The organism is Flavobacterium sp., from assembly GCF_027531905.1.
In the GTDB taxonomy this organism is placed as follows: domain Bacteria; phylum Bacteroidota; class Bacteroidia; order Flavobacteriales; family Flavobacteriaceae; genus Flavobacterium.
This window is the reverse complement of record NZ_JAPZSU010000012.1, coordinates 60,012-82,678: the sequence shown is the minus strand read 5'-3', so window position 1 is coordinate 82,678 and position 22,667 is coordinate 60,012. Positions and strand designations below refer to the sequence as shown.

General features: G+C 34.9%; 21 protein-coding genes. 12 read left to right on the top strand and 9 right to left on the bottom strand.

The features are described 5' to 3' along the window. The first annotated feature begins 80 nt into the window (after nucleotides 1-80). Genes O9307_RS03970 through O9307_RS03955 form a run of 4 tightly spaced genes read left to right on the top strand, consistent with a single transcriptional unit; the run spans nucleotide 81 to nucleotide 4,008 of the window. Entirely contained in the window at nucleotides 81-1,010 is a 930-nt protein-coding gene (locus O9307_RS03970) for a geranylgeranylglycerol-phosphate geranylgeranyltransferase (protein WP_366099989.1), read from the top strand. Continuing rightward, on the top strand, nucleotides 1,003-1,584 hold the full coding sequence (locus O9307_RS03965) for a Maf-like protein (RefSeq protein ID WP_298295562.1): 582 nt from the start codon (nucleotides 1,003-1,005) through the stop codon (nucleotides 1,582-1,584). Before O9307_RS03970 ends, O9307_RS03965 begins: the two co-directional genes overlap by 8 nt. A gap of 11 nt (nucleotides 1,585-1,595) precedes the next feature. After that, nucleotides 1,596-2,132 carry a mechanosensitive ion channel domain-containing protein gene (locus O9307_RS03960; protein WP_298295560.1) on the top strand — a complete coding sequence of 179 codons (537 nt, stop codon included), beginning with the start codon at nucleotides 1,596-1,598 and terminating at the stop codon, nucleotides 2,130-2,132. 43 nt (nucleotides 2,133-2,175) lie between these two features. Continuing rightward, nucleotides 2,176-4,008, top strand: a complete 1,833-nt coding sequence (locus tag O9307_RS03955; RefSeq protein ID WP_298295558.1) for a hypothetical protein — start codon at nucleotides 2,176-2,178, stop codon at nucleotides 4,006-4,008. A 213-nt stretch (nucleotides 4,009-4,221) separates the two neighbouring features. Here O9307_RS03955 and O9307_RS03950 read toward each other — a convergent pair whose 3' ends face one another. Next, nucleotides 4,222-5,265 (bottom strand): alpha/beta hydrolase, encoded by a 1,044-nt coding sequence (locus tag O9307_RS03950; protein ID WP_298295556.1) that lies wholly within the window; start codon nucleotides 5,263-5,265, stop codon nucleotides 4,222-4,224. 70 nt (nucleotides 5,266-5,335) lie between these two features. Here O9307_RS03950 and O9307_RS03945 point away from each other — a divergent pair, with 70 nt between their 5' ends. Together O9307_RS03945 and O9307_RS03940 are read left to right on the top strand one after the other, a co-directional pair. Continuing rightward, the gene (locus tag O9307_RS03945) at nucleotides 5,336-7,867 is read left to right on the top strand and encodes a PIG-L family deacetylase (protein WP_298295554.1); all 2,532 of its coding nucleotides are present in this window, start codon (nucleotides 5,336-5,338) and stop codon (nucleotides 7,865-7,867) included. A gap of 120 nt (nucleotides 7,868-7,987) precedes the next feature. After that, the gene (locus tag O9307_RS03940) at nucleotides 7,988-9,712 is read left to right on the top strand and encodes a sodium:solute symporter (RefSeq protein WP_298295552.1); all 1,725 of its coding nucleotides are present in this window, start codon (nucleotides 7,988-7,990) and stop codon (nucleotides 9,710-9,712) included. Between the two features lie 255 nt (nucleotides 9,713-9,967). On the opposite strand, the gene O9307_RS03935 is transcribed toward O9307_RS03940, so the two are convergent. From O9307_RS03935 to O9307_RS03915, 5 genes are all read right to left on the bottom strand, one after another. After that, nucleotides 9,968-10,813 (bottom strand): DUF2911 domain-containing protein, encoded by an 846-nt coding sequence (locus O9307_RS03935; protein WP_298295550.1) that lies wholly within the window; start codon nucleotides 10,811-10,813, stop codon nucleotides 9,968-9,970. A 64-nt stretch (nucleotides 10,814-10,877) separates the two neighbouring features. Continuing rightward, entirely contained in the window at nucleotides 10,878-11,537 is a 660-nt protein-coding gene (locus O9307_RS03930) for an HAD-IA family hydrolase (protein ID WP_298295548.1), read from the bottom strand. A gap of 75 nt (nucleotides 11,538-11,612) precedes the next feature. Beyond that, a complete protein-coding gene (locus O9307_RS03925; protein ID WP_298295546.1) occupies nucleotides 11,613-12,326 on the bottom strand; it encodes a tRNA threonylcarbamoyladenosine dehydratase in 714 nt (237 codons plus the stop codon). Between the two features lie 463 nt (nucleotides 12,327-12,789). Continuing rightward, nucleotides 12,790-13,446, bottom strand: a complete 657-nt coding sequence (locus O9307_RS03920; protein WP_298295544.1) for a TatD family hydrolase — start codon at nucleotides 13,444-13,446, stop codon at nucleotides 12,790-12,792. After that, a complete protein-coding gene (locus tag O9307_RS03915; RefSeq protein ID WP_298295542.1) occupies nucleotides 13,447-14,049 on the bottom strand; it encodes a DUF1684 domain-containing protein in 603 nt (200 codons plus the stop codon). It lies immediately after the preceding gene. A gap of 93 nt (nucleotides 14,050-14,142) precedes the next feature. Here O9307_RS03915 and O9307_RS03910 point away from each other — a divergent pair, with 93 nt between their 5' ends. The 3 genes from O9307_RS03910 (at nucleotide 14,143) to O9307_RS03900 (ending at nucleotide 17,731) form a co-directional block, all read left to right on the top strand. After that, on the top strand, nucleotides 14,143-15,360 hold the full coding sequence (locus O9307_RS03910; RefSeq protein WP_298295540.1) for an MFS transporter: 1,218 nt from the start codon (nucleotides 14,143-14,145) through the stop codon (nucleotides 15,358-15,360). A gap of 134 nt (nucleotides 15,361-15,494) precedes the next feature. Continuing rightward, complete coding sequence (locus O9307_RS03905) at nucleotides 15,495-15,851, top strand: BlaI/MecI/CopY family transcriptional regulator (protein WP_298295538.1); 357 nt, start codon at nucleotides 15,495-15,497, stop codon at nucleotides 15,849-15,851. Nucleotides 15,852-15,856: 5 nt separating this feature from the next. Next, the gene (locus O9307_RS03900; RefSeq protein WP_298295536.1) at nucleotides 15,857-17,731 is read left to right on the top strand and encodes a M56 family metallopeptidase; all 1,875 of its coding nucleotides are present in this window, start codon (nucleotides 15,857-15,859) and stop codon (nucleotides 17,729-17,731) included. 212 nt (nucleotides 17,732-17,943) lie between these two features. Here O9307_RS03900 and O9307_RS03895 read toward each other — a convergent pair whose 3' ends face one another. From O9307_RS03895 to O9307_RS03885, 3 genes are all read right to left on the bottom strand, one after another. After that, nucleotides 17,944-18,495, bottom strand: coding sequence for a hypothetical protein (locus O9307_RS03895; protein WP_298295534.1), 552 nt, complete (start codon nucleotides 18,493-18,495; stop codon nucleotides 17,944-17,946). 2 nt (nucleotides 18,496-18,497) lie between these two features. Then, nucleotides 18,498-19,202 carry a hypothetical protein gene (locus tag O9307_RS03890; RefSeq protein WP_298295532.1) on the bottom strand — a complete coding sequence of 235 codons (705 nt, stop codon included), beginning with the start codon at nucleotides 19,200-19,202 and terminating at the stop codon, nucleotides 18,498-18,500. A gap of 71 nt (nucleotides 19,203-19,273) precedes the next feature. After that, nucleotides 19,274-19,876 (bottom strand): DUF2589 domain-containing protein, encoded by a 603-nt coding sequence (locus O9307_RS03885; RefSeq protein ID WP_298295530.1) that lies wholly within the window; start codon nucleotides 19,874-19,876, stop codon nucleotides 19,274-19,276. A 253-nt stretch (nucleotides 19,877-20,129) separates the two neighbouring features. Between O9307_RS03885 and O9307_RS03880 the strand changes: the two genes are divergently transcribed. From O9307_RS03880 to O9307_RS03870, 3 genes are all read left to right on the top strand, one after another. Continuing rightward, nucleotides 20,130-20,558, top strand: coding sequence for a hypothetical protein (locus O9307_RS03880; protein ID WP_298295528.1), 429 nt, complete (start codon nucleotides 20,130-20,132; stop codon nucleotides 20,556-20,558). A 749-nt stretch (nucleotides 20,559-21,307) separates the two neighbouring features. Then, nucleotides 21,308-21,976, top strand: a complete 669-nt coding sequence (locus tag O9307_RS03875; protein WP_298295526.1) for an ATP-binding protein — start codon at nucleotides 21,308-21,310, stop codon at nucleotides 21,974-21,976. Continuing rightward, nucleotides 21,960-22,604: a response regulator transcription factor gene (locus O9307_RS03870; protein WP_298295524.1), complete on the top strand. Its 645-nt coding sequence runs from the start codon at nucleotides 21,960-21,962 to the stop codon at nucleotides 22,602-22,604. The genes O9307_RS03875 and O9307_RS03870 overlap by 17 nt, the downstream gene beginning before the upstream one ends. Nucleotides 22,605-22,667: the final 63 nt, after the last annotated feature.

Below are 22,667 nucleotides of genomic sequence, written 5' to 3'. Positions count from 1 at the left end.
AAATGTGAAAAGTGAAATGTGAGATGGGAGAAAAAACCTTGCCGTTTCGAAACTGCGCCGTAAATTAATACAGTACCAAAATGATGAAATACCTTCAATTACTACGTTATCAAAACTTACTTTTATTAGCTTTAATGCAATTGATGTTGCGTTTTGGTTTCTTAAAAGAACAAAATTGTAGCTTGGCTTTATCCAACTTTCAATATGTTTTGTTGGTTTTAGCTACGATTTGTATTGCGGCAGGTGGCTATGTAATTAACGATATTTTTGATCAAGATACCGATGCCATTAACAAACCCGAGCAAGTACTTATTGGCAAAACCATCCAAGAAAGTGTAGCCTATAACTTGTATATTGGACTGACCGTAATTGGAGTATGCATCGGTTTTTATCTTTCAAACGTGATTGACAAACCTAATTTTGCTGGATTGTTTATTTTAATTGCCGCCACACTCTATTTTTATGCCACCACTCTAAAACAAATGCTGCTACTTGGGAATATCATTATTGCTTTACTATTAGCCGTAAGCGTATTGATTATAGGTGTTTTTGATTTGCTCCCAGTTATTTATGCTGAGAATCAACGGCAAATGATACCAATTTTCAGCCTACTGATAGATTATGCCGTTTTTGCTTTTCTTTTACATTTGATAAGAGAAATCACGAAAGATCTAGAAGATATCAAAGGCGATGAACACCAAGGGATGAACACCTTGGCGATTCGTTTAGGCATTTCTAAAACAACCAAATTACTTGCTGTCTTGAGTCTTCTCCCGATTGGATTACTTCTTGATTACATGTATCGCTATTTTGTTTTAAACGATTTGCATCTCATTACGATTTACAGTTTGGTTTTTATTATTGCTCCTTTTTTGTATTTTACCATAAAAATAGCGACTGCTAAAACCAAAACTGAGTTGCATCACTTGAGCACTGTTCTCAAATGGATTGTCTTTTTTGGACTCTTTCTATTGCCCTTACTCACCTACAACATTCAACATCATGCTTAAAAATAAACTAGCGCCTTATCGTATTATTTTGGCTTCGAGTTCCCCTAGAAGACAGCAATTTTTCAAAGACTTAGATTTGGATTTCGAAATCCGACTCAAAGAAATTGAAGAAATTTTTCCCAATACGCTAAAAGGAGAAGAAATCACAAATTACCTATCTATACTGAAAGCCAATGCTTTTGAGGGCGAATTGCAAGATAACGAACTTCTTATTACTAGTGATACCATTGTTTGGCACCAAAATCGCCCCTTAGGAAAGCCGAAAGATGCACAAGAGGCCTTCGAAATTTTGCAATCTTTATCGAACAACACCCATGAAGTCATTACATCGGTATGTTTTAAAACAAAGCACAAAACAGAAGTCATTTCCGAGACCACAAAAGTCACCTTTAATGCCTTGAGTGATGAAGCTATTCTCTATTATTTAGACCATTACCAACCTTTTGATAAGGCTGGTGCTTACGGAATTCAGGAATGGATTGGTTTTATTGGCGTTTCTAAAGTAGAAGGTTCCTATACTAATGTTATGGGAATGCCAACTGACAAAGTGTTTGCGTATCTTAGTCAACTTTAAAATTAATGGATATGAATTTTTTTGATCAATATCTCAAAGAAGAAATCAGTACAGGAATACTATTAGTATTAGTTTTTCTCACTCGGGCCTTGGTTGCCAAACTCATTAGAAAATATGCTAAAACGAGTGAAATTATTGAAAGAAGAACGAATTTGGTCATCAAATACATAAACATTTTGATTACTATCTTAGCCCTTATCACCTTGATTTTGATTTGGGGCGTGCAGGCTAAAGATATTTTTATCACCGTTTCATCCGTAGCCACGGTAATTGGTGTTGCTATGTTTGCGCAATGGTCCATATTAAGTAATATAACTGCAGGAATTATTTTATTCTTTTCGTTCCCATTCAAAATTGGTGATGCTATTTTGATCCATGACAAAGAGTATCCTGTAGAGGGAGAAATTGAAGATATTGGTGCTTATCATGTAACCATCCGATCCAAAGAAGGGGAAATGGTGATTTACCCCAATAATTTATTTTTTCAAAAAGGCATTTCAATTCTCAACAAGAGTTCCAGCGATACCATTAATGAATTTACAGATTAGGCAAAGTTTATATTATTGAATTAACATAAAAAAAACAGGCAACATGTATCAAAAAAAAGCTTTTACTTTACTAGTCGTTTTGTTTTTTTTATCTCAGTTTGCTTTTTCCCAACATGAAAAACCAAAGGCAGATAGCGCCAAAATTTATAAAAACATCCAACAATTTTCTCAAAAGAAAAAAGCGACCAGTTTTTTGCATCGCTTAATCTTTAGACCCATAAATCCAAACCTTCCCAACAAGCCAATCTCCAAAATAGATTACCGTCCTTATCAAGGTAAAATAATCCGAAGTATTTCGATCACTACTCTTGATCCTTTTGGCAAAAAAACACAGCAATTTGAAACAATTACACCCCAAAAAGAACTCAATACAGTAGAAGAATGGGGAAACAAATTACATATTAAATCCAAAGACTATACGATTCGAAAAGTTTTATTACTTAAAGAAAATGAACCGTTAGATTCGTTATTGGTTAAAGAAAGTCAGCGTTTGATTCGAGCACAACGTTTTGTCAACAGTGTGGCAATACATATGGAAATTGTAGCCGAAAACCCCGACTATGTAGATGTTTTTATTCAAGTTTTGGATTCTTGGAGTTTAATTCCAAATGCCTCTTTTAGCACTGCCGAAACCACCCTAAAACTTAGAGAACGTAATTTTCTTGGTCAAGGTCATGAAATTCGAGGAGAATATACCAATCGTTCCAAAGAAAGTCAAAATGGTCATTTGTTGCAGTATACGGTCAATAATTTCCGGAAAACCTTTATCAAATTACAAGCGACCCATCAAAAAGAGGTAAACAGTAATTATAACCGAAGTTTGGAAGCTTCTAGAATGTTTGTGTCGCCTTTGACCAAATGGGGAGGTGGAATTCTCTATGAACAAAGGTTTATTCAAGATAGTTTGGCTGATAAAAATGGTGTTTTTGCGCAACAGCGATTCAAGTTCAATACTGATGATTACTGGCTTGGACATGCTTTTTCGTTGGATAACGACCATTCAGAAAAAAGCAAAATTACCAACTTGATCGTGGCCGGTCGTTTCTTGAACATCAATTTTTTAGAAAATCCGAGTGTAGCTTATGACAGTGTTGGATTCTATACAGACCAAAAACTTCTACTCATGAGCGTGGGGATCAACGCCAGAAACTTCGTCCAAGAGCGCTATTTGTTCAACAACGGGATTATTGAAGATGTACCTATTGGAAAAACCTATAGTCTAACCACAGGTTATCAGCGAAAAAACCATACGGGGCAATTGTATTTAGGCACAAGAGCTTCGTTTGGAAACTATTTCCGTTGGGGATTTTTTAGCATGAATGCCGAATGGGGCAGCTTTTTTCAGCATTCCAAAACGGTTCAATCCGCTTTTTCGTTTCAAGCCAATTATTTTACCAAATTATTCGAGATTGGCGATTGGAAAATTAGACAGTTTTTAAAACAGCAAGTTATATTTGGTAACCATCGATTGGCTGCAACTGGGGATCAAATCACCTTAAATGGTGAATATGGAATTCCTGGATTCAACAATGCTTTATACGGCACCAAAAAAATGGTTTTCAGTGCGCAAACACAAAGCTATTCTCCATGGGATCTTTGGGGTTTTCGTTTGAATCCGTTTTTTAATTATACCCTTGGAATTATTGGAAATGATAAAAACACCAAGCTTAAGAATCAAACCTACTCTAGTATTGGCTTAGGTTTAATTATCAATAATGATTATTTGGTGTTTAGTTCGTTTCAGTTGTCGTTTGCTTACTACCCGACTACCTTTGGTCCCGATGATAAGAATCTTAGAACAAATGCTTTTGAAACGAGTGATTTTGGCTTACTTGATTTTGAGTTGAATAAACCCCGAACGGTGATTTATAAGTAAAGAATAACCCGTTGGGTGAAATTCAACTAAAATAAAAAATATAGCTACATAGAATCATTGATAAAAGTAAAATCGTTAAAGAAAGAATAGAAATAGCATTACTTCACACATAGTAGAGCTATGTGAATAGTAAAGCGTCAATTTCTAGTTAATGAAGCTATAAATCCTATATTAATGTGGCAAAAATAACTTCATCAACGGTTTTATGAATAATCATTTTATAATTTGTTCCAACCACTCAAATAAAACAAGATATACACGTTCTCGTACCTGAAGGGGTGACAAGATCAGATCATGCATACCACCATTAACTTCGTGTATCTTGCGTTTAGGTGCTAGGATCTTTTCTGCTCCTGCCTTGATGTCTTTTACATTCAAAATGGCATCTCCTTCAAAAAAAGAAGCCTTCCAATCCTTGCTATAAATCGATTGATGAGAATGCATCACCAAAATTGGTCGCGTGAGAATTATTCCTTTTTTTATTTGCGCATGTCCTTGATATATGGCGTTGATCCAACCTGCATTTAAAGCGGGAACCAAATGTGGTTTCCATGCCAAGTTATAGTCCCACTCCCCTTTCTTTTCACTATGCAAGCTGTGGCCATACCATTCTGAAATTTTACCAGGAAGTAATACCTCAGGAAAATACGTTCCGAAAAGGGCAACCAGTGGCAGCAGCAAGCGCTTTTGATAGCCCGGAATATTCATCGCATAAAAGGGGCTATTGCAAAAAATGGCTTCGAATTTTTCTTTCCCGATGCGTTGCGATGCATATAAAGTAACCAATAAACCACCTGTAGAATGACCCGATAACACCACTTGTTTATTGCCCTCTTGCTCCATTATCTCTAAAGCCGCGTCTAAATCTTCAAAATATTCTGTTAAGCTACGCATGTTATTACTCTTTTGATGCGGCAAAATAGAACGACCATATTTCCGTAAATCAATCGCATAAAAATGAAATCCTTTTTCATTAAATTTATGAGCCATTTCCGATTGAAAAAAATAATCATTAAAACCATGTACATACAAGACCGCTTTGGTACTGGGTCTGCTACACTGTTTTCTAATTATTGTTGCCACTACTTTACCTTCATAATCATCGGGTTGAGCAATAGTCGCATATTCAAATCCATTTCCTAAATAATCTGATTGATAAGTTATTGTTTTCATAGCGTAAATAAGAAATAACTCTAAAGTAGTAATATTATCTGTAAAAATCATCATTTGACGGATGAAATCATAAATAATCAGCATTAACAAAAATTAACAAAAATTACCAACTCTTAATTACTATTTTTGAAATGTATCAATAACAAAAAACTCTATGCAGCAGTCAATAGTTAAAACGGCCTTCCTTTTATTACTATCCACTACCCTAGCTTTTGCACAAAAACCTACAAAACCCAACTCGGTTGAAATTTACAATCAAATTCAAAAACTCAATTTTCTGGGTTCCGTACTCTATGTCGCAGCACATCCAGATGACGAAAATACCCGATTGATTTCGTATTTAGCCAATGAAACCAAAGCCAGAACAGCCTATTTGTCGCTAACTCGAGGCGATGGAGGACAAAATCTAATTGGAGCACAATTGCGCGAACTGCTTGGAGTAATTCGTACTCAAGAACTTATAGAAGCACGAAAAATTGATGGCGGAGAACAACTTTTTTCTAGAGCCAATGATTTTGGTTTCTCCAAAAATCCAACTGAAACTTTAGCCATTTGGGACAAAGAAAAAGTCCTTGCTGATGTAGTTTGGGCAATTCGTAAATTCCAACCCGATGTAATCATCAACCGTTTTGACCATCGTTCTCCAGGAACTACTCACGGCCATCACACCGCTTCTGCAATGTTGAGTGTGGAAAGTTTTAATTTGACCAATAATCCTTCAGTTTATCCTGAACAGCTTAAATACGTTCAACCTTGGCAAGCCAAACGCCAGTTTTTCAATACCTCTTGGTGGTTTTATGGCTCACAAGAAAAATTTAATGCCGCGGACAAAACCAACCTAATTGCAATGCAAACTGGAGTTTATTATCCAAATATTGGAAAATCCAACCAAGAAATTGCCGCATTAAGCAGAAGTTCACATCAATCACAAGGATTTGGAAGCACAGGAACGCGTGGTGAAGAAACGGAATATTTAGAATTTTTAAATGGCGAAAGAGTACCTACAAACGGTTCTCTTTTTGACGGAATTGATACGAGCTGGAATCGTGTTAAAGGCGGAAAAGCCATTGGTGAACTCCTAAATTTGATTAGCAAAGAATTCAATCATAACAATCCTGCAGCTAGCATTCCAAAACTAGTCAAAGCCTACCAAATGATGTTGCAATTAGACGAAAATCATTGGTCGAAACAAAAAGCCGCCGAAACCAAAAAAATAATTGCAGCCTGCGCTGGTTTATACCTAGAAGCTGTTGCTCCAACGCAAGAAACGACGCCTGGAAGTAGTCTGAAATTAAAGATAGAAGCCATCAATCGTTCTTCAATTCCGATGGTATTGAAAAGTGTAACCACCTTGCCTAACCAAAGCACAACGTTACAGAATACACCTTTGCAACCTAACCAATTACTCAACTTTGCCCTTGATTTGCAACTGCCAGAAACCATAGCCTACACACAACCATATTGGTTGGCAGAAGAAGCTACTGTGGGAATGTATACTGTAAGTAATCCTACTGAAATTGGACTACCCGAAAAAGAAAGAGATGCGAAAGTTGTATTTACTGTAAGCATTGAAGGTGTTGAAATTCCCTTTGAACGAACAGTCGTTTACAAATACAATGACGATGTAAAAGGCGAAATGTACAATTTCTTGGATATCGTTCCCGAAGCCACCTCAACGTTTACTGAAAAAGTTTTGTTATTTACCAATGAAAAAAGCAAAACCGTTGGTGTGAAAGTCAAAGCTGGTAAAGATGCAATAAAAGGAATCGTTCAATTGGATTTAGGAAAAGATTGGAAAATAAATCCCGCTTTTATCGAAGTGAATTTGGATAAAAAAGGAAGTGAAAAAACCGTTTATTTTACCGTAACTCCACCTAAAAACAATCAAGAGATTGTAGCCAAAAGCATCGTGGTTATTGGAGACAAACAATTGAACAAAAGCCAAATCACTATCGATTTTAATCATATTACCAAGCAACAAATTCTTAAAAATGCAGAGGCTAAGTTCTTGCGTGTAGATTTGAAAACCAATAATGAAAAAATCGCCTACATTATGGGTGCGGGTGATGAAGTCCCCGCAAGCTTAGAGCAAATGGGCTATCAAGTCACTATTTTGAAACCCGAAGAAATCACACCCGAGCGTTTGGCTACGTTTGATGTAGTGATGACTGGAGTTCGAGCCTACAATACCGTTCAGGCTTTGGCTAACAAACAAGCGCTTTTATTTGAATTTGTCAAAGAAGGAAAAACAATGATTGTTCAGTATAACACTACCGATGATTTAGTAACTCCCAATCTGGCTCCTTATCCGCTAAAAGTTTCTCGTGACCGAGTAACGGAAGAAGATGCCGAAGTTCGTTTCTTGGCTCCTAATCATCCTATTTTGAATTACCCAAATAAGATTACTGCCAATGATTTCAAAGGCTGGAAACAAGAACAAGGATTGTATTATCCTAATACTTTTGATGCTGCCTTCACTCCTATCTTGTCTTCTAATGACAAAGGCGAAACTCCTAAAAACGGAGCTTTGTTAGTAGCACCTTACGGAAAAGGCAATTATATTTACACTGGATTAAGCTTTTTTAGAGAACTACCAGAAGGTGTTCTTGGTGCTTTTAAATTGATGGCCAATACCATTTCTGTAAAATCAGAGACCAAAATGCCTGCTCCAAAAATTAACAACTAAAGACCCGCTATGGAACCCAAGAAAGAAAAAATTTGGAAAAAGGACTACACCTATGTATTGGTGGCCAATATCGTCTACATATTGATTTTTTGTCTCATTATGAAATTATACGCCTAGCTTATGCAATTATTTGATTGGATTATTTTATTGACCACCCTTTTATTCATTGTCATTTATGGCGTTTGGAAAACCAAAGGAAGTAAAAACGTTGAAGATTTCATTTTGGGTAATAACGAAACGCCTTGGCACGTTGTTGGTCTTTCTGTGATGGCAACTCAAGCTAGTGCAATCACTTTCTTGTCCACTCCTGGGCAAGCGTATCACGATGGTATGGGATTTGTGCAATTCTATTTTGGATTACCCATTGCAATGGTATTAATATGTGTGACCTTCATTCCTATATATCATAAATACAAAGTCTATACAGCCTACGAATATTTAGAAAAACGATTTGATTTAAAAACTCGTTCCTTAGCAGCGGTTTTGTTCTTAGTCCAACGCGGATTAGGCACTGGCTTGACCATCTACGCACCCGCAATTATTTTATCGGCTATATTGGGTTGGAACTTGACCTATATGAACATTTTCATTGGTATTTCGGTGATTATTTATACTTTTTCTGGAGGTACCAAGGCTGTAAACGTGACGCAAAAACAACAGATGTTTGTAATAATGTCTGGTATGTTCATCACTTTTTTCTTAATCTTACACTACTTACCCAACGATATGACTTTTTCTAGTGCCTTGCACATTGCAGGAGCCAATGACAAAATGAACATTGTAGATTTTTCTTTTGACCCAGAACAAAAGTATACGTTTTGGAGTGGAATTACGGGAGGCTTTTTCTTGGCTTTGGCGTATTTTGGAACCGACCAATCACAAGTGGGGCGTTATCTGTCTGGAAAATCGGTTCGAGAAAGTCAAATGGGATTGATTATGAATGGGCTGCTCAAAGTTCCTATGCAATTCTTTATCTTATTGACTGGTGTTATGGTTTTTGTCTTTTTTCAATTCAATCCTGTTCCGCTTAACTTCAATCCGAATAACAAAACCGTAATTGAAAATTCGAAATACAAAAAGGAATATCAAACCTTAGAAAACAAACTTAATGCGCTTTCTGAAGACAAGAAAGTAATTAATCTTTTGTACATCGACCAATTGAATCAGGATTATGACAACCCAACTTTGCGCAAGGAATTAGTTGCTTTATCGAATAAAGAAAAAGATTTACGCGACCGCGCCAAAGACATTATCACCAAAGCCGACCCAGATAGCGAAACGAATGATAAAGATTATGTCTTTTTCCATTTTGTACTCAACTATCTTCCCAAGGGTTTAATTGGTTTGTTGTTGGCGGTTATTCTTTCAGCAGCTATGTCCTCGACGGCTTCTGGATTGAGTGCTTTGGCTTCAACCACAGCAATTGACATTTACAAACGCAATCTCAAAACCGAAAAATCAGAGACCCATTATTTAAATGCTACGAAGTTTTTCACTTTGATGTGGGGAGTAATTGCTATTCTATTTGCTTGTATTGGTACTTTATTCGAGAACTTAATTCAGTTGGTTAACATCATTGGTTCTATATTTTACGGAACCGTATTGGGTATCTTTTTGGTCGGTTTTTATCTCAAAAAAGTGCAATCACAAGCCGTGTTCTATAGTGCAGTGATTAGTCAAATTACCATTTTTATCATCTACTATTTTGCTATTTACATCTATCCGAGCGACGAAGAAAAATTAGGGTATCTGTGGTTGAATTTTATTGGTGCGCTATTAACTATTGTACTATCTATTTTGATTCAAATGTTGTGTAAAAAGAAAATAGAAATAGAAAGTAATTAATCCCAGATTCCGCATTAGAAATCTACTACAACTAAATTCTTCTTCAAAAGCAAGAACTTACTCCCATTTTTAAATTCAAAATACAAAAGTATTCCTTCTTCAAAAATAGTCCGTGAGCTCTTGCTTTTATTGAATAATTCAGTTTCGCTACGAAGTCTAATGCGGATTCTGGGTTAATATTTCATCTTTAGACCCAAAAAAAGTCCCGTTCTTATCATAAGAACGGGACTTTTTTTATAAGATAACAATTGCAGCTTATTTTTTGCTCCACTCTGCTATACTGTCTTTATTCATTTTTACATAATCTTGGTTTTTAGCGGCTTCAGCTGCTACAAGAGATTGTTTCGCAGTTTCGATAGCCCCAGCTTTATCACCTTGTTTGGCTTGGATCAATGATTTCAAACGCAAGAACCAAAATGGTTTTTCAGTGCTTAATTCTAAAGCTTTGTCCACATACGTTCTTGATTTTGTAATATCTCCATTCGCTTGGAATAAATATTGTGCAGATGAAAAATAATCATTCGCTGTTGGACCAGCTAATACTTTTTCAATGCTTGCTGTAGCTATTTTTTGAGTTGGCACTTCAAATTTCATAGAAACAGAAGAGTTTTCCCAAGCCATATCCAAATGTCCAGAATTCAAATCTAGATTATTGATTCCGATAGTGAAAGATTCTACTGCTTTTGGCAAAGCCTCTTCTTTTACAGTAGTTCTCAAAGCCACATTAGCTTCTTTGAATTCTTCTGGTAATCCCCAATTATCGGTAGTGGAATAGAAAATGATCTCCCAACTTTCGATTTTTGGAATAGTGTACAAAGCATATTTACCTTTTTTCAAGGTTTTACCATCAATCACTACGTCATCTGAAAATGAAATGGTAGTATTGGCATTTGCCCCAGTTCTCCAAAGTTTTCCAAAAGGAACTAAGTTTCCAAAAACAGGTCTTCCTTTGGCAGCAGGTCTTGAATACACCACCTCTACATCTGTCAAACCTACTGTTTGCATAATGGTCGCTTTTGGACTTGGAGCTGGCGTTTTTACTTGTGCTTCGATAGTGAAATTCGCAATAAAAATCGCTAAAGCAATAATAATTTTTTTCATATGTGTTTATTAAGTTAGTGGCTCAAATTTACAAATAAGATTCAAATATTTCCACAATTAAAATTTAAAAACCCAATTTTGAAACAGTTTCAGCGTTCAATTCATTAAAATCTTGAATGATGCAATCAGCAGATGCTAAATTTTGGTCTTTGGAATGAAAGCTCTGATACCCAACACAAAAAATTCCAGCGGCATTGGCTGCTTTCACGCCATTCGTACTGTCTTCGATGACGATACAGTTTTCTTTAGGAGCAATTGAGAGACTCGCCGCGTGCTCAAAAATGGCAGGATGCGGTTTGGATTGCGGAAAATCCTCACCACTAACGATGTGGGAGAAATACCGATGCAAATCAAATCTTTTAAACACTCGATCAATCGTAACTTTTGAAGCTGAGGAAGCAACAATTAATTGCTTTTCATTTTGGTGAAGATCTTTGATTAAATTTTCAACACCGGCCAACAATTCCAAATCTTCTTTGGTATCGAAAGCATCATTAAAAAGGTTCCGCTTACGTTGGATCAAATCCTCTACTTCATGGAATAAACCAAATTCATTTTTTAAAAACTGAAAAGTATTACGTGTTGAAAAACCTGTAAAAGAAGTATACATTTCCTCGGGAACGGTAATATTTAATTCATCAAATAATTGATAATAGGCATAACGATGAACAGGTTCTGTGTCTACAATTACCCCATCCATATCAAAAATCACAGTTTGTATCATATTTTTTTAAGTTGCTAAGTAGCTAAGAAGCTAAGTTTCTGAGTTGCTTGTTTGTATTGAACTAATTACTAAGGACTAATTCTTCAGTAAATAACGAATTACAGTTTCGGCCGCATGCAGGCCAAAAAGACCTGGCATATAGCTATTGGTTCCGTAAAATGATTTCTTGAAATTAGAACCATCAGTCATTCTTAAGCTATTTGGGTCTTGAATTTCTGAAGAAAAAACTACTTTCAGTTTGTTGATTTTTAATTCTTTTAGGCGACGTCTTATGGTTTTGGAGAAGTAACAATTCATTGTTTTGGAAATGTCTGTGACTTTTACTTTTGAAGCTAACATTTTCCCTCCAGCTCCCATACTACTGATGATTTTAACTCTGTTTCTTTTGGCTGACAAAATCAAATTCAATTTAGGAGTTACGCTATCGATACAGTCCAAAACATAATCATAATCGGTAGAAACAATCTCTAAAGCGCGCTCTGGAGATAAAAATTCTTCTACTCGAGTAAGGTTAAGTGCGGGATTGATGTCCATTAATCGGTCGCCAACGACGGTTACTTTTGGTTGCCCTACAGTGGAATGTAAGGCTGGTAATTGACGATTGATATTGGTAATGTCTACCACGTCGCCATCGACAATCGTCATATTCCCTACGCCTGCTCTTGCCAAAAACTCGGCAGCAAATGAGCCTACTCCTCCAAGTCCTACGACTAATACCTTAGCGTTTTGTAATTTTTGTAATCCTTCGGCTTTAAATAAAAGCTCGGCTCTTTCTGTCCACTCTGCCATATTCTTTGTTTAAAGTTATTCTTTGTTATTTGATTGTTTTATAAACATTTAAGTCATTTTAGTTTTTGCTACTTATTAATTGTAGTAAACTGTTTGAGTTACTTTATTTTTAACCACATAGAGTCATAGAATTTGTAGGTTTTAATAGAAAGAAATAGACGTTTTACTATTCACATAGCTCATCTATGTGAAAAATAGTGCTATTTCTATTTTTTCTAGGTTGATTTACTTTTAATCTATAATTCTATGTGGTTAATTTTTTTTATTTGTATTTCAACCAAAGTGAGAATCTTTTTTCTTTTTTCAATGTTTCCTAAAAATCCCCAATCTTCCCTTCTAGCCCCGGTAGGAGCGGCATCCTTTGCTTTTTTTCTTTAAAAAAGCAAAGATATAGCGGATAACGGGACTTTGCTGGCTAAAATGCCTATTTTTTCTGCTCCTAAAAATTCATTTTATTCTAAAATCAATCGAGTTGTAGTCCAAAAACTCGTTTTATGTTTGCGTTGATTTGCTGCTGTATGGCTTCAACGGTTGTGTTTTTGTATTGGGCGGCCAAAGCGTAGACTTCTTCGATTCCGTTTTCGATGGTATCGGTTTCTAGAAAGAACTGATGGTCTGGCACTTTTTGAAAAACGCTTGCTAAAGCTGGATTTTGAACCAAATACTTCCCAAAGGACAGATAAAATCCGTTGTTGAGTAACGATTGCGCCACGGTTTCGTTCTTTGAAAATCCGTGAATGAGTAGTGGAACAGTGATTTTTAATTTCTTACTACTAGCTATTACCTCCTGATACGCCGCCACACAATGAATCACTACAGGTTTGTTGTACTTTTGCGCCAAATGCAATTGTTGTTCAAAAACGGCTTGTTGCACCTCTAACGGAATGGCAATTCGCTTGTCTAAACCGCACTCGCCCAAGGCCAAACAATTGGGGTCTTGGAGTTGTTGCTCGATGATTTCCAAATCGCTTGCTATTCGCTCCTCCACAATATACCAAGGATGAATGCCAATGGAATAATAGGGAAAAGAGTTCTCGAACTCGTTTGGATACTGATTGACCAACTCGATTCGGTTGGGATTTTGAGTGGCTTTGTGCGTATGTAAATTGAAATATTTCATTTAGTCGTGAAACTTTTTTACTCCCGCATTTATGGCTATTGGCAAATCATTTTCAAGCGGCACTATGGGGCAAGAATATTTGTGATTGTAAGCGCAATAAGGGTTGTAAGCCGTATTGAAATCGATAAGAATAGTATCGCTTGTTGGGATTTTCAAATCGATGTAGCGTCCGCCGATGTAACTTTCTTTGCCGCAAGTCAGGTCAGAAAAAGGCAAAAACAAGTAGTCTACATATTCTTTCTTTTTGGAAAGTTCGATGTTTTGATAAATATTGAGTACCAAAGCTTTTCCGTCGATATTGAAATGCGCTTCTCCGAATTTAATATACAAGGGTTTTCTTGTCGTAGAGGTTTTCATTTCGAACACCTTCTCATTCGGCGTACGAACAAAACGAGCTTCAATTTGCAAGTTGGGATTGTAAGGAAAAAAATCCAAGCTTTTGAAAACGGCTAAATCCTCTTTGAGCAAAGGACTTTTTTCAGCAGAAGCATATTCTGCATTGAGTTCCTTTTGGAATTTTTCTACGGCTTCTTTGCCTTTTTGAGCTTGTCCGAAAGTCCAATTTGAGCAAATAATCATCAATACAACAAGTGCTTTTTTCATCTTTTGAGTCGTTTTGGCAAAAATAGTTTAAAGTTAGCAGTCAGCAAAGTGCTTCCGGTCAAAGTTACTACCTTTGGCAAAACGAAAAAAAAGATGCTGACCACTGCCATTCAACGCTATTTTGACAATTACCGAGGCTTTTCAAGAGAAATTTGGATACTTACTTTGATGACTTTTATCAATCGAGCTGGAACGATGGTGTTGCCTTTTTTGTCCAAATACTTGAAAGAAGACCTTGGTTTTTCGTTTGGGCAAGTGGGATGGATTATGGTCTGTTTTGGTTTAGGCTCTATGCTCGGTTCTTGGCTAGGTGGAAAACTATCCGACAAAATTGGGTTTTACAAAATAATGATTTTCAGTTTGTTTACCACAGGCGTTTTGTTTTTTTTTATGCAATATGTAACTTCTTTTTGGGCACTGTGTTTTAGCATGTTTTTTATCATGTCAATAGCCGACATGTTTCGACCTGCTATGTTTGTCTCCCTAGGTACTTATGCCAAACCAGAGAACAGAACTAGAGCTTTGACCTTAGTTCGTTTGGCTGTAAACCTGGGACTTGCCGCTGGTCCAGCGCTTGGCGGTTTAATCATTATGAGGATGGGATATCAAGGATTGTTTTGGGTAGACGGTGCTTCTTGTATTGTTTCTATTTTGATTTTTGCCCTTTTGGTAAAGGAAAAGAAAAGCACTATCGACAAAGAAAAACTGAAAGAAATCAATGCTACCAGAATATCAGTGTTTAAAGACACCGTTTTTTGGATTTTCTTGTTTGTTTGTTTCATAACAGCGGTATTGTTTTTTCAATTGTTTACTACTTTGCCTTTGTACCATAAAGAACAATTTGGCTTGACTGAATTTCAAAGTGGATTGCTATTGTCGTTAAACGGGTTGATTATATTTTTCCTAGAAATGCCTATCGTAAGTGTTTCCCAACGCAAAAATGTGAACAAGCTGAAAATCATTCTTTGGGGCTGTGTATTTATGTCCATCAGTTTCTTGGTACTGTTGTTTCAATTTTGGGTAGGTTTTTTAGTACTCAGTTTATTGTTGATCACTTTTGGAGAAATGTTCATTTTTCCTTTTTCGAATTCTTTTGCTTTGAGTCGAGCTCCCAAGGGACACGAAGGGCGTTATATGGCCCTTTTTACGATGAGTTTTAGTTTGGCACATATCGTTAGTTCCAAAACTGGAATGGATATTATCAGTCGATTTGGCTACCAAAACAATTGGCTTTTTATGGCTTTCTTGGGCGTAGTATCCATTTTGGGTTGTATTTGGGTAATGCGATTGGTTCGTAAAGAAAACCAATAACTCCCTATTTTACTGCATTTTGAGATAGTAAAATCTCAACTAACTTAAAATTTAGTTAAATAACTATATTTTTAGTTTGTTAACTACAAAAATAGTTGTAGGTTTGTTTTGTCAATACATCAAACTTAATCGAGATGCAAAAATTAACCAACAAAGAAGAAGAAATTATGCACATTTTATGGAAGCTTAAAAAAGCTTTTGTAAAAGAAATTCAAGCAGAAATCACCGAAGATCAACCCCACTACAACACCCTTTCTACCATTGTTAGAAATCTAGAAGAGAAAGGATATGTGTCGCACAACGCTTTTGGCAACACCCATCAATATTTTCCTGTCGTTAAAATTGAAGACTATCGCAAGAACTTCATGTCGAATGCCATAGCAACATTTTTTGGCAGTTCCTACAAGAATATGGTATCGCAATTTGCGAAAGAAGAAAAAATATCTGCTGAAGAATTACGAGAAATATTAGCGATGATTGAACAAAAATAAGCGTTATGGAAACTCTCTATATCTACTTACTAAAAGCAAGCGGTTTGATTGCCTTATTTTATTTGGCTTACTATTTCTTGTTACGAAAAGAAACTTTCTTTACAGTCAATCGCTTTTTCTTACTCGCTGGATTAGGAACAGCTGTGGTGCTTCCGTTATTCTACATTACAAAAATTGTTTGGGTAACCCCTACTCCACTCACTTTTCCTATTTCTGAACTGCCAATGCAGGAAGTTGCGCCTGAGGAAACCTTTGAAATAAATTGGTATTTGTCTGCCATTGCCATTTATATAGTAGGTTCTGCCTTGTTCTTCATCAAATTTGGAATGGATTATTGGAGTTTGAATCGAGTATTGTATAAAACCAAAGCGCAACAACAAGCCGACTTCAAATTGATTGATGTTCCAGAAAAAATAGCGCCTTTTTCGTATTTCAACACGATTGTTTTCAATTCTTCTTTGTATTCTCCATCAGAATTACAAAGCATTTTAGAACACGAAAAAGTGCACAGCGAGCAACACCATACCATAGATGTTTTGATTATTCGCTTTTTTAGTATCGTGTTTTGGTTCAATCCTTTTATTTGGTTGTACCAAAGAGCCATACTTCAAAACCTTGAATTCATTGCGGATAACGAAGCTACCAAACGACTAGGCGACAAAAAGGCCTATCAAATGGCACTTTTAAAAATAACAACACACGAAAATTGTGTTGCCCTTACCAATCATTTTTATCAATCATTAATCAAAAAACGAATCGTTATGTTAAACAAAAATCAATCAAAAAAATGGAATTCGTGGAAGTACGCGCTGATACTTCCAGCCTTAATCGCCTTTGTATTTATTTTCCAAATTAAGGTTTTGGCGCAAGAGAAAACAGTAACACACACTACATCATCCAAAACAACAACAGAAGACATCATTTTAGTCATAGACAAAAACACTTCTGATGCCAAGTTAAAACAAGAAGCACAATTACTGAAAGACCAACATGGCATTAACCTAAAAATTTCGAAAGTTAAGCGTAATGCTAATCAAGAAATTACAGGAATCAAAGTACAATTTGATGACAATCAGGGAAAGAAAGGAACAAGTCAATTTAGTGGAGACAAACCAATTGAGCCTATTACTTTTTCAAAAAGCACAGACAAAAATGGAAAAACTAGTATTGGATTATACACAGGCAAAAACAAACCAAATGCTAAAATCAATAAAAGAATAGTACTAAATTCTTCAGATGATGAAGAATCTAACTTTGCTTTTTCTTTTAGTGATGACGAAGAGGATTTAACTCCACCAGATGCTCCAAGTGTTCCTGATGCACTAGATGCACCAGATGCTCCTTCGATATTTGCTAACGAAAAAGTACCTCCTTCTATTCATACGCCATATAATTCAACATCGCCAAACACCCCATACACAGTTGTCAAAAAAACAATTTCCATAAAGAATAGTAAAAATGGTGAAAAACCAATAGTTTACATCAATGGGAAAAAAGTGGATGTCACTATGGAAGAATTAACTTCGAAATTAGATTCCAAATCAATCGAAAGAATGGATGTATATAAAGGAGACATCTCTATTGAAAAATACGGAGACGATGGTAAAAACGGCGTAATCGCAATTACAACTAAAGATGGAAGAACTGAGGTAAATGTGAACAAAATAATCAAAAGAGCTCAAGCTGATGTAGAACGCTCTCTCAACGACAGAGAAAACATGCAAGCCGAAATGGAACGTGCTAGAAAAGAAATTGAGCTATCAAAAATTGAAATGCAAAAAGCAAAAGCCGAAATAGAAAAAGCGAAACAAGAAATTCTAAAAGCCAAAAAAGAAATAGAAAAGGCGAAAGCTGATACTCAGAAAAATCAAAAAAAATAATCTCAACAAAATATTAAAGAATACGATTGTACTATATTAATGAGCTCGAAAATATCGGGCTCATTTTTTTTACCAATAATAGCAACTTAAAAAAAGTTGTAAAGAAAAAGACAACCCCAAAATAGTTTTTATTTTGGGGTTGTATAACTTTTACAAACGTAACGTAGTATCTTCTTTTTCATTCTTTTCTATAAAAATAAATTAAATTACCATCAAAAATCTTCAAGATCAATTTCCTCTGCAATAAGCATTTGAATATCGGACATAATTAGCATTGTTTTTAATTTTATTGCTCCTGCCTTCAATTGTTCATTCGATAGGGTAAATTTCCAAATGATATCTACAAAATTTTCAAATGGTAAATTAGCATCGTACTTTACCACTTGTGCTTGACTGATGATCAATACTATCTGTTTCACCAATTCTCTACATTCTTCAACTTTCAATTCAAAGGGTTTCAAAACGGTCAATACCAAACTTTGTAAATCATATAATATCTCCGAAGCGGCTTTTAATTGCGCTTTCTTAAAAGAACTATTTTTAGTATCAGAAAACCTTGGAATCAACAATTTACTATACAAACCTGATAATTCAGAAACCTCGCTAATCGTATACGTGCTAAATATTTCCTCGTTTTTTTGGATCCATGCTGCTAATTTCTCAACAAAAAACGGATCCTTATTTTCTAGACTTCTAGTTATTTTTGGGAATTCCAACAAATTGTTTTTTAGAACACTAACTAGATTCAATGTTGATTTTTTCATCGCTATTCTGGTAATAATTTTGATTCGATTTCTCCATTTGCATTTTCAGATCTACTCCACTCCATACCATTTTCAGAAATTTTCAATTTAATGAAAATCAAATTTTCAGACTTAAGTTCCCTTAATTTACTGGCTTCAACAACAATATTAAGATTGGCCAAAGCTTCAACTTCTTTATTAATAGTAATTTCTTTGGTTACAACAGCAATCAAATCTTTACTAAGCAACTCAATGTTCATTTTGGCTAATACCTCTTTGTTCACCAAAGCATACTTTTCGATTATCCTTAAAAAATAGACTACGATTTCTTTTGAAAAACCCGAAACAGGACCGTGACTATTGGCTAGTTTGATTTGTTTTTCTAAAACACCAACTTGTTTAGCTGTTTCCGTTTGCAACAATCTGGAGGGCTCTTTTGTGATTTTTAAGACTCCAATTTTTTCTAATAGAAAACTATAAACCAAAGTGTTAATCTTTAGACTATCAAAACCAATTACTGGAGGTTTTGAGATGTTTTCAATTTCATCTAAGGCAATTGGAATTGTCATTTCAACATCGTCAATTCGCATTCTTGGAATTGAAAAATGCTTCAAATAATCGTGTTTTGCATATTCTTCAGCCAATTTTACAGTTTGAAGGTCAGACATTATTTTAGCATTGGTAAAACTAGCCACAATACTTCCTAAGTAATCATTCAATTTTATCATAGTTTTTGATTTTTTTTAAATAGATTGGCTTCTATCACTTATCAATAGAAAGCCAATCTATTTTAACATTATTACTCGTTTACACTCGTAATGCTATCTTCTAGCATAGTTAAGATTCGATCCAACCCAGCTGGAATTTCATCATTTACAGCGCGAACGTGAACCCCAAGGTTATAGGTTTTCTCTACATTGGAACCAGTAACCGAAGTTCTCTTATATGAAGCAGAAGCTTTGAAATTGACAATTTTGTAGTTAATACCCAGTTCAGCACTTGCAGCAAACTCACTAGAAACACTTTTGGTCTCAGTAGAAGTAAGTTTGGCATTGAAATCAATGGTCATCTCCTCAATTCTGATACTTGGAATAGACAACATCGTCAAAAACGGAACTTTAATTTCTACCTCTTTATCATCAAATTTTGTATTTCCTGGATCGTTTGCTTTTGTAGGATCAGGATCATAATTTGGATTAGGTACTGATTTTTTGTAATTGAAATCTACATAACGCAATTTTTTTGGATCAGTAGGAGAAGCACCCTCTTCAAATCCAATAGATTGAATAAAATTAACTTGTGCCATAGAGGCTGCGTTTTGCGCTTGAACAGCTGCTTGCAAAGGTCCACCAATGTAAACACTAAAATCTAAACTATTTAATTCTGCGATTAAATTTGACATACTTATTATTTTAAAATTTAACTCTTACTCTCTTACTAAGGTTTTTCAGATTCCACCTCTCCATTTTGTGCACCAAATGGATTGATACAAAGTTGAGTCATAACAAGTTTGCACAAAAGAGCATACACACCCTATTTTTCGTTTTGAATTTACCCTAAAAAAAAGGGGGAATTTCCCCTTGTCCTATCTCAAGAATTAAAATAGTTTTGTCCTGTTACCTTTTACTATAAATTAACCTTAACTAAAAAACATTATGGAACAAAAACAAGGAAAACCAAAACAACTTATTACCAAGGAATTTGCTAAATTGCTAAATGAAAATTATAACAAGACCAGATATCCTTTGATTAAAGAAGCGATAAAAAAAGAAGATGCCAATGCTATTTGGTTTTCTATTGTGGAATTAGAAAACTATATTGCCTATATAAAAGCTGAAGCAAAAAAGCAAAAAGGCGAAATCGACGGAATACGTTTTCATTTTGGCGCTTATCCTGAAGACAAAGCTTATGCTGAAAAAGCAGGATTGACCACTATATTTTTAGCACCAACTGGGAAAAAGAAAATTAAAAAAACAACTGAGAACATCAAAATGGAAAAATCTGCAGAAAATGATGATTCCTTGAATATTGCGCCATTAAACTATGGCTCCATTGGTAACCCTCCTCCAATCACTTATATCTAATAAATGTTTGAAGATTTAAGATTTTGTATTATTTATTTAGCTTTATTATCAAGTTTAGTAGGATTTCGATTCTATCATAAATTGCCTAATAATAAAGCTAAATTTGTATTGTATATCATTGTATTCTCGTTTTTAACAGAATTTATAGGCAAGTATTTTACTTCATGGACTGGATTAATCAATTTTCCAGTTTATAATTTCTATATGCTCGCTAGTTTTAGCGCCTACATCCTATTATTGTATGCGCTCTTACAAAAATTAGCATGCAAAAGGATTGCTATTAGCTTCTTAATCACCTTTTATTTTTTCTACTTTTTTAACCTTTACTATTTTCAGTACCAAAACGATACGGTGTTCACCAATAGTTTTGCTCTTGGAGTCATTTTTGTTTTGCTTTTATCGTGTTGTTACTTCGTAGAAATATTTAATTCCGAAAAAATACTTAATTTCAAGAAATCCATTTACTTTTGGTTTATCCTTGGAATTTTACTTTTTCACGTCCCTTTCCTACCTTTTATGCTGGCCATAAAATGGTTTTTAATAAAAAATGATGAATCAATATTTAGCCTAGTGCTTTTTATATTGAATCTATTAATGAACAGCTGTTTTATCATTGGATTTTTATGGAGCGAAAAGAGATACAACTATTAATTATTTCACTAAGTATAGTATTCTTTACTTTAATTGTAATACTACTGACTTTGTTCTTCTATTTTTCAAAGAAAAAGAATTCTTTTTTGATTGAACAAATGAAGTCCGAACATTACTTTCAATCCGAACTAGTAAAAACAAGGATAGAAATCAAAGATCAAACCTTATCCGAAATTAGCAAAGAACTTCATGACAATATTGGTCAAATTTTATCTGTGGCCATAATGCAACTCAACTTATTTCTACATAATGAAAAAAAGATTGTCAAACCCAAAGATCTTATTGACTTAAAAGACCTTATCGCCAACGCATTAGATGAAATTAGAATTTTATCAACAATAATAAACAAAGAAAATACCTTACAATACAATTTTATTGAGGCGATTCAATTAGACTTAGATAAAATTAAAAAGTTAAAAAAAATCAAGTGCATCTTGAACTGGGATGGTCTTTCACCACCGATAGATTTCGAGCACGAATTATTTATTTACCGGATTTTTCAAGAAGCCATTCACAACAGTTTAAAACATTCGCACAGTGAAACTTTTGAAATCACCATTCAAACTTCAAAAGATTATTTCCTGTTAACCTTAACAGATTTCGGAATTGGATACAATACCAATGAATTATATACCGGTTCTGGATTGAACAATATGAAACTAAGAGCCCAGCTTATTGGCGCATCAATAGATATAAATTCCAACAATAAGGGCACCTCAATTAAGTTAATATATCCTTTATCCCCAAATCATGAAGACTACCAATAAAATAATCATAGTAGATGATCATCTCCTCTTTTCTCAATCTTTAAAACTCTTAATCAATAGTTTTGATGATTTTGAAGTGGTAAACAGCTTTGAGAATGGTAAAGAATTTATCCATCATCTTCAGGAAAACCCCGATACCATTGTCGATTTGGTCCTTTTGGATGTGAATATGCCTATTTTAGATGGGTTAAGCACCATTAAATGGATAAAGGAAAACCAGCCCAACCTGAACGTTATAGCGCTCTCAGTAAAAAATGACGATGAAACCATCATAAAAATGATAACCAATGGAGCCAAAGGATATTTACTAAAGGATACCAGTCCAAAAATCTTTCAAGAAGCAATTATTGCGGTAATCGAAAAGGGCTATTATTTTACAGAGTTGGTTTCCTCTATTTTGATTAATAAAATTGATAGTGACAGTAAAAAAATCACCTTAAAAGAAAAAGAACTCATTTTTATTAAATTAGCATGTAGCGAAAAAACATACAAGGAAATTGCTAACGAAATGTGCCTTAGCCCAAAGACAATCGATGGCTACAGAGAATCCCTATTTGAAAAATTAGAAATTAAAACTAGAATTGGATTAGTCCTTTATGCTATAAAAAACAGAATTGTTTTCATCTAAACAGCCTCAAAATTTTGCAGCAACTTATAAAGATATAAAGACAAAATCCAAATTCATTACAAA